The sequence below is a fragment of the Staphylococcus arlettae genome, assembly GCF_002902345.1.
GTDB lineage: Bacteria > Bacillota > Bacilli > Staphylococcales > Staphylococcaceae > Staphylococcus > Staphylococcus arlettae.
This window is the reverse complement of record NZ_PPQB01000018.1, coordinates 97,440-104,335: the sequence shown is the minus strand read 5'-3', so window position 1 is coordinate 104,335 and position 6,896 is coordinate 97,440. Positions and strand designations below refer to the sequence as shown.

The window sequence follows — 6,896 nt, the reverse complement described above, 5'->3', positions numbered from 1 at the left end:
AAACATTATTAACTCGCGAGGAATACGCTCAATGTGAAGATTTAGGAAATTATTTCAGAGTGCCAGCAGATTCAAGAGATTTGAATTACAGTAATTATTTTGAAGATGGTAGTAAAAGTATTACTGCATCTTATGAATATAATTCTGATAATACGACAATATTAACAGTTGAAGAAATTAAGGAGAAATTGCTGACTTTAAAATATGTTCGTACTGAATTAAGCAAATACCATAAAAGACAGGAGCGTTTACATTGAAAATTGTTATAACTGGCTCAAATGGCTTTGTAGGAAAAAACCTAAAAGAAGATTTGAAAGCAACAACAGATTATGAAATTTTTGAAGTGCACAGACAAACTTCCTCAGATGAATTAAAACAGTATTTACTGGTAGCTGATTCAGTTGTGCATTTAGCAGGCGTAAATAGGCCTCAAAATGATACGGAATTTAAAATAGGTAATGTAGACTTTTTACAACAAATACTTGAAATCTTAAAAGATAACCCTAAGCAACCAAAAATTATTTTTGCTTCATCAATTCAAGCTGAAATTGATACACCATATGGTAATAGTAAACGTGAAAGTGAGCATCTACTTATTAATTTTGCAGTACAAAATGGCAATGAAAGTTTAATTTATCGCTTGCCTAATTTATTTGGTAAATGGTGCAAACCGAATTACAACTCAGTTATTGCTACGTTTTGCCATAATATTGCTCGAAATAAAGAAATACAAGTTAATGATGAGGATGTTGAACTTAAATTAAACTATATTGATGACGTTATTAAAGAATTTAAAAATGCAATTGCAGGACGACCGACTATTAAAAATGACAGACCCGAAGTACCTAATGTATTTGAAGAAAAATTAGGTACAGTAGCTAAACTATTATATCGATTTAAAGAAATGAATATAAATAAATCACTCCCAAATATTGAAAATCCATTTGAACGAGCATTGCATAGTACATTTTTAAGTTACTTACCTAAAGATAAATTTAGTTATCCTTTAAAAATGAATGTTGATGATAGAGGATCATTTACAGAGATTTTTAAAACTATAGATAGAGGTCAAGTTTCGGTTAATATTTCAAAACCTGGCATTGTGAAAGGAAACCATTGGCATCATACAAAAAATGAAAAATTTTTAGTTGTTTCTGGTCATGGTGTTATTCGTTTTAGAAAAGTTGGAGATGACAAAATTATTGAATATCCTGTTACTAGCGAAAAACTTGAAGTAGTTGATATTCCAGTAGGTTATACACACAATATTGAAAACTTAGGTGACACAGATATGGTTACAATCATGTGGGTAAATGAAATCTTTGACCCACATAATCCAGATACATATTTCTTGGAGGTCTAAATAAGTGAAAAATTTAAAATTAATGACTGTTGTTGGTACAAGGCCTGAAATTATTCGGTTATCAGCAACTATAAAATCATGCGATAAGTATTTCAATCACGTATTAGTACATACGGGTCAAAATTATGACTATACGCTGAATCAAGTGTTTTTTGAGGATTTAGAATTAAGAAAACCAGACTACTTTCTTGAAGTGGTAGGAAGTCATTTAGGTGAAACAATGGGTAACATTTTAGCAAAATCATATGAAGTTTTAGCTGAAGAAATGCCAGATGCACTGTTAATTTTAGGAGATACCAATAGTTGTTTAGCAGCGTTATCAGCGAAAAGACTTAAAATTCCAGTATTTCATATGGAAGCAGGAAACAGATGTTTTGATCAAAATGTACCAGAGGAAATTAATCGGAAAATTGTCGACCATGTCAGTGATGTTAACTTACCTTACACAGAACATAGTAGACGCTATTTACTTGATGAAGGTATCCAAAAACAAAATATTTTTGTGACAGGGTCTCCTATGAAAGAAGTATTAGATGAACATTTAACTAAAATTGAGGGAAGTAGCATTCTTTCAAACTTAAAGTTAACACCGCAAAATTATATTTTAGTGTCAGCGCATCGTGAAGAAAATATTGATAATGAGCAAAACTTCTTATCATTGATGAGTGCGATTAACGCAATTGCAGAGAACTATCAAATGCCAGTTATTTATTCAACGCATCCAAGAAGTTGGAAAAAAATTGAAGAAAGAAACTTCAAATTTCATCCATTGGTTAGTCAATTAAAACCATTTGGCTTCTTTGATTATAATGCATTGCAGAAAAATGCATTTGTCGTATTATCCGATAGCGGTACATTGTCTGAAGAATCAGCTATTTTAAAATTCCCAGGTGTCTTAATCCGTACATCAACTGAAAGACCGGAAGTACTTGATAAAGGGACAGTTATTGTTGGTGGCATTTCATATGCCAATCTTGTGCAATCTGTAGAATTAGCGAAATTAATGCAAGAAAATGACGAGCCAATGGTTGACGCAATCGACTATCAAGATAGCAATGTTTCAACAAAGGTCGTTAAAATTATTCAAAGTTATAAAGATATTATTAATCGCAATACTTGGAGGAAATCATGTTAAATAAAGTATTTGCTTTAATAAAATCATCATCTTCTAAGGAAAAAAATGTGAAGATAAATAGATTAGCTTATGTTACTAATTCAACTTTTGAAGGTAATAATTATGTCGATAGATTCTGTAAAGTCAGAAATTCTACTATCGGTAAATATAGTTATATTGGTTTTGGTAGTGATTTTAATAACGTTAAAATAGGCAATTACTGTTCAATTTCATCTGATGTAAAGATGGGTTTAGGTAAGCATCCAGTAAATTTTTTTAGTAGCTCTCCTGTCTTTTATTCAAACAATAACCCTTTTGGTTTAAAAGAAGCTTTTTTGAAATTTGATGAGAGTCCGAAGAAAATTGTTGTTGGACATGATGTATGGATTGGAGCTAGTGCAATCGTACTAGATGGTGTTCAAATAGGTACTGGTGCAATCATAGCAACAGGAGCAGTTGTAACGAAAGATGTTGCTCCTTATGAAATTGTAGGTGGAATACCAGCTAAAGCTATAAAAAAAAGATTTGATAATGTAACTATTCAGCAGTTACTTGAAAGTAAATGGTGGTTAATGGAGCCAAAAGAACTTAAAGCAAATAACTTTTCATTAAATAATTTTAAAGTTTCGAAAGAATAGGAAGAGATAAATGAAAATTTTAAATATCGTATCAAGTAATATTGTTCAAGATCCTAGAATTTTGAAGCAAATGGAGACGATTAAAAATGTTACTAATACTCATTTAATGATTGGAATGAATAATAAAAATGTTACAGAAGAACGCTTAAAGCAGATAGATTTTAAATATAAATTAATTGGTGATAAAAAAGATTCTACTTCAATTTTAAGTAAGCTATCTAAACGCATTAAATTTGCCAAAGGTGTAATAAGACAAATTAAAAATTATAAACCAGACGTTATTCATGCAAATGATTTTGATGTGTTGCTAATGGTTTACTTAAGTGGTTATAAAAAAGCCAATATCATTTTTGATGCCCATGAAATATATGCTAAGAACGCATTTATCAATAAGTACAGAGTTATATCTAAAATTGTTGAACTTATTGAAAAACATATTATAAATAAAAGGGTGAATGCATTTGTTACTGTGAGTCATGCAGCTAAATCATATTATTTAAAAAAAGGTTATAAAAAAAAGCCACATGTGATTACCAATGCACCGTTTCTCGATGAATCATTGACTTTAACTAAAAGTAGTGAAATTAATGAAGTTGTTTATCAAGGTCAGATTGTTGCAAATCGTGGTTATGAGGAGTTTGTTAAAGCTGCTACAATTCAGCATGAACAACCAGTTAATTATGTGATTAGAGGATTTGGCCCACAAGAAGACGAAATTAGAAAACTCATTAAAGTAGAAAATGCTAACGTAAAATTAGCTAAACCTGTAGAAGTAAAAGAGTTAGTTCAAAAACTAAGTGAAAGTGATATTGGTGTAGTTCTTACTAAACCTGTTTCAATAAATTTTAAATATACAGTGTCTAATAAAATTTTTGAATGTATACATGCTGGATTGCCAGTAATATTATCTCCAGTTAAAGAACATTACTACTTAAATGAAAAATATGAATTTGGAATTGTAATAGACAAAGTAACACCTCAAAACATTGCTGAAGCCGTGCAAACATTATTAAATAATAAAATTTTATACAACAAATTAAGATGTAATGCTATTAAGGCATCTAATGAGCTGAATTGGCAAAATGAAAGTGAAAAATTAAAAAGAATATATTTAAGTAATTAATAGTGTGGTAGCAAAATGAATAAATCAAAAGACTTTATCTATAGTGTGTTATCTAACGTAATGATCATGGTTTTAATGCAGTTTTTACTTCTACCTATTTATTCAAAATCACATTCTACAATAGAATTTGGGAACTTCATTTTACTTTTAACATTAGTTAATATGATTTCACCTATCATAGGGAACACATTGAATAACATAAGATTAATAAATAAAAATAAAGATCAAATAATTGAATCGGAATACTTATTTTTAATATTTATGGGATCTGTAATAGTAATGTGTGTAACGGGTCTTTATTCTCTAGTGAATCAGTTTGCATTCATAGATATTATGTTTTCTAGTTTGTGGTCAGCATTTTTATTAATAAGATGTTATTTATTTGTATATTACAGATTAGATTTTCGATTTAAATCACTATTTTATATAAGTTTAGTAGCAAGTGCAATTATGATAATAGGCGGCGTAAGTATGTATTTATTGCATACATCTGTGTTCGTAATATTATTTTTGAGTGAATTTTTAATGAGTATATTAATGATATTTGAATATAAGAACGTATTAAAAAAAACAAATATTAAAATGTTAAATAAAGTTGATTTTAAAAGTTATTTAGAGCTTCTTAGTGCTAATTCCATATTAAATTTAATTAATTACTCAGATAGGATATTGCTAAGTATATTCTTAGGAACTATTTATGTGCCATTATTCTTTATTGCTACTATAATTGGCAAAATTTCTAATATACTAATCAATCCCATTGTTACCGTGTTATTGAGTTATGAAGTTGATAACAAACAAGAGATTACGACAGCTCAAGTAAGAAAGACGTGGAAGTTAATAATATTTTTATCAATTATAATATCAATTTTTATTTCCGTACTTTCATGGGTCTTTATTTATATATTTTATAATGAGTATATTTACAAAGTTCAATTGTTAATATTTCCAGCGAGTTTAGGGGTGATTTTAATGTCGAGTTCAGCATTGCTACAAATAAAATTGCTTGCTAACAATCAATATAGAAATAATTTGATAATTAACTTATTCACATTAATAATAATTGTTTTACTTAGTGCAATATTGACTAACATTATAGAAATATATGGATATGCAATCGCTTTAATAATTTCAGCAATATATAAGCATTTTGCCATTTATAAAAATATTTTAAAGCTAATTCAGAATAAAGGGTGAATTGTGTGATTATATTTTTCTTTGTAACAATATCGGTTACTTATGCGATATATTTATTGCGTTCAAATTTTAGGTTTATAAGTTTATTATTTTTAACAGTTTTTAGTATAAGTTTTTTATTACCTATAATAATGGATAAACCTTTTAATTATAAATTGTATTTAGATGCCTCAAATTATGATTACACTAATAAATTGTATTTACTAGCTTTGATTGTCTTTGTAGTTACTAATCTTATTATTCAACTTGCAAATATAAAATTTGAAATGAACAATTTATTAATAATAAAAACAAAAAATATAGATAATATCTATCCAATATATGTATTAGCAACAATTGTTGTAATAATGTTAACAGGATTGAACATTGTTACTGGTGGTTCGACTGCAACTCTTGAAAATAGCTCTATAATGAAAATGTTACAAGGATCAGTGCTATTGGGTTACTTATATCTTTCATATTTATATTTATATAATTCAAATAATACAAGAAATAAAGTGAAATCTTTATTTCTAATTCTTATTAGTGTAATAGTAGTAACAATCTTCATATTTGGAAGACGCATTTTAATATATCCCACTATAGCAATTTTAGTACTTTACATTTATAAAAAAGGGAAAACACCAAACCTTCTTCATTTATCAGCAATTGCACTATCAACTATATTAATTATATTACCTTTAATGATGAGCATTCGAACTTATGGTTTGAAGGATGGTTTTGTGAATTTTAAAGATATATTAGTCGGAGATTACAACAAATATATAGATTATTTAGCAGTAGGAACGGATGTGAATTATTCATATTCTTTAGCAACTATAATTACTAATTATCAAGTACATGTAAATATATTAACATTATTCAAACCATTATTTATTTTTATACCTAGAAGTATTTGGCCGAATAAACCCCAACCTTTGTCGGAAGAAATAGTTAAAAAATTAAATTTTCCATTTGATCAAGGGATGTCAATTCCACCAGGGTTTGTAGGTGAAGCATATATATATTTAGGTGTTTTTGGAATAATTTTAGCGAGTATAATATTTGCAATATTTTGTGGTTTAGCTGACCAGTACAGTTTGAGCTTAAGAAAAGCTGAAAATGGAATATATAGTATTAATTTAATTTTAATAACTATTTTATCTATTCAATTGATTATGGGTTCTATTCGGGGAGATACTGCAACAAATATTCAAGAAGCATTATATTTATTTATTCCGTTAGCATTATTGCTTTGGTTATCACAAATTAAGCTTAAGTTTAAATAAATTTGAAAATCTAAGGTGAGTAGATGAAAAAGAAAAAATTATTAATATTATGTCAGTATTTTTATCCTGAATATGTGTCGTCTGCTACATTACCAACTCAAATGGCTGAGGACTTAGTTGACAAAGGTATGCGTGTGGAAGTGATGTGTGGGTGGCCATATGAATACAGTAATGAAAAAGATGTTGAAAAAAA

The 6,896-nt window shown here is 28.2% G+C and carries 6 protein-coding genes and 2 pseudogenes; all 8 read left to right on the top strand.

The window, feature by feature from the left end; translation table 11 throughout:
- A pseudogene (locus tag CD036_RS13330) lies at positions 1-257 on the top strand (UDP-glucose 4-epimerase); the annotation flags it as partial.
- On the top strand, positions 254-1,363 hold the full coding sequence (locus tag CD036_RS08745; protein ID WP_002509437.1) for a polysaccharide biosynthesis C-terminal domain-containing protein: 1,110 nt from the start codon (positions 254-256) through the stop codon (positions 1,361-1,363). The pseudogene CD036_RS13330 and the gene CD036_RS08745, both read left to right, overlap by 4 nt.
- Positions 1,364-1,367: 4 nt before the next feature.
- A complete protein-coding gene (wecB, locus tag CD036_RS08740) occupies positions 1,368-2,498 on the top strand; it encodes a non-hydrolyzing UDP-N-acetylglucosamine 2-epimerase (RefSeq protein WP_103388460.1) in 1,131 nt (376 codons plus the stop codon).
- Positions 2,492-3,115, top strand: a complete 624-nt coding sequence (locus CD036_RS08735; RefSeq protein ID WP_021459840.1) for a CatB-related O-acetyltransferase — start codon at positions 2,492-2,494, stop codon at positions 3,113-3,115. Before wecB ends, CD036_RS08735 begins: the two co-directional genes overlap by 7 nt.
- 10 nt (positions 3,116-3,125) lie before the next feature.
- Complete coding sequence (locus CD036_RS08730) at positions 3,126-4,238, top strand: glycosyltransferase (protein WP_103388459.1); 1,113 nt, start codon at positions 3,126-3,128, stop codon at positions 4,236-4,238.
- Positions 4,239-4,253: 15 nt separating this feature from the next.
- The gene (locus CD036_RS08725) at positions 4,254-5,435 is read left to right on the top strand and encodes a lipopolysaccharide biosynthesis protein (RefSeq protein WP_021459842.1); all 1,182 of its coding nucleotides are present in this window, start codon (positions 4,254-4,256) and stop codon (positions 5,433-5,435) included.
- Positions 5,436-5,440: 5 nt separating this feature from the next.
- Positions 5,441-6,703, top strand: coding sequence for an O-antigen polymerase (locus tag CD036_RS08720; RefSeq protein WP_103388458.1), 1,263 nt, complete (start codon positions 5,441-5,443; stop codon positions 6,701-6,703).
- 23 nt (positions 6,704-6,726) lie between these two features.
- A pseudogene (locus CD036_RS13325) lies at positions 6,727-6,896 on the top strand (glycosyltransferase WbuB); the annotation flags it as partial.

Excerpts from the sequence above, each read along its gene's own strand:
- CD036_RS08735 (WP_021459840.1), top strand. The coding sequence starts at position 2,492 with ATGTTAAATAAAGTATTTGCTTTAATAAAATCATCATCTTCTAAGGAA.
- CD036_RS08730 (WP_103388459.1), top strand. The coding sequence starts at position 3,126 with ATGAAAATTTTAAATATCGTATCAAGTAATATTGTTCAAGATCCTAGA.
- CD036_RS08725 (WP_021459842.1), top strand. The coding sequence starts at position 4,254 with ATGAATAAATCAAAAGACTTTATCTATAGTGTGTTATCTAACGTAATG.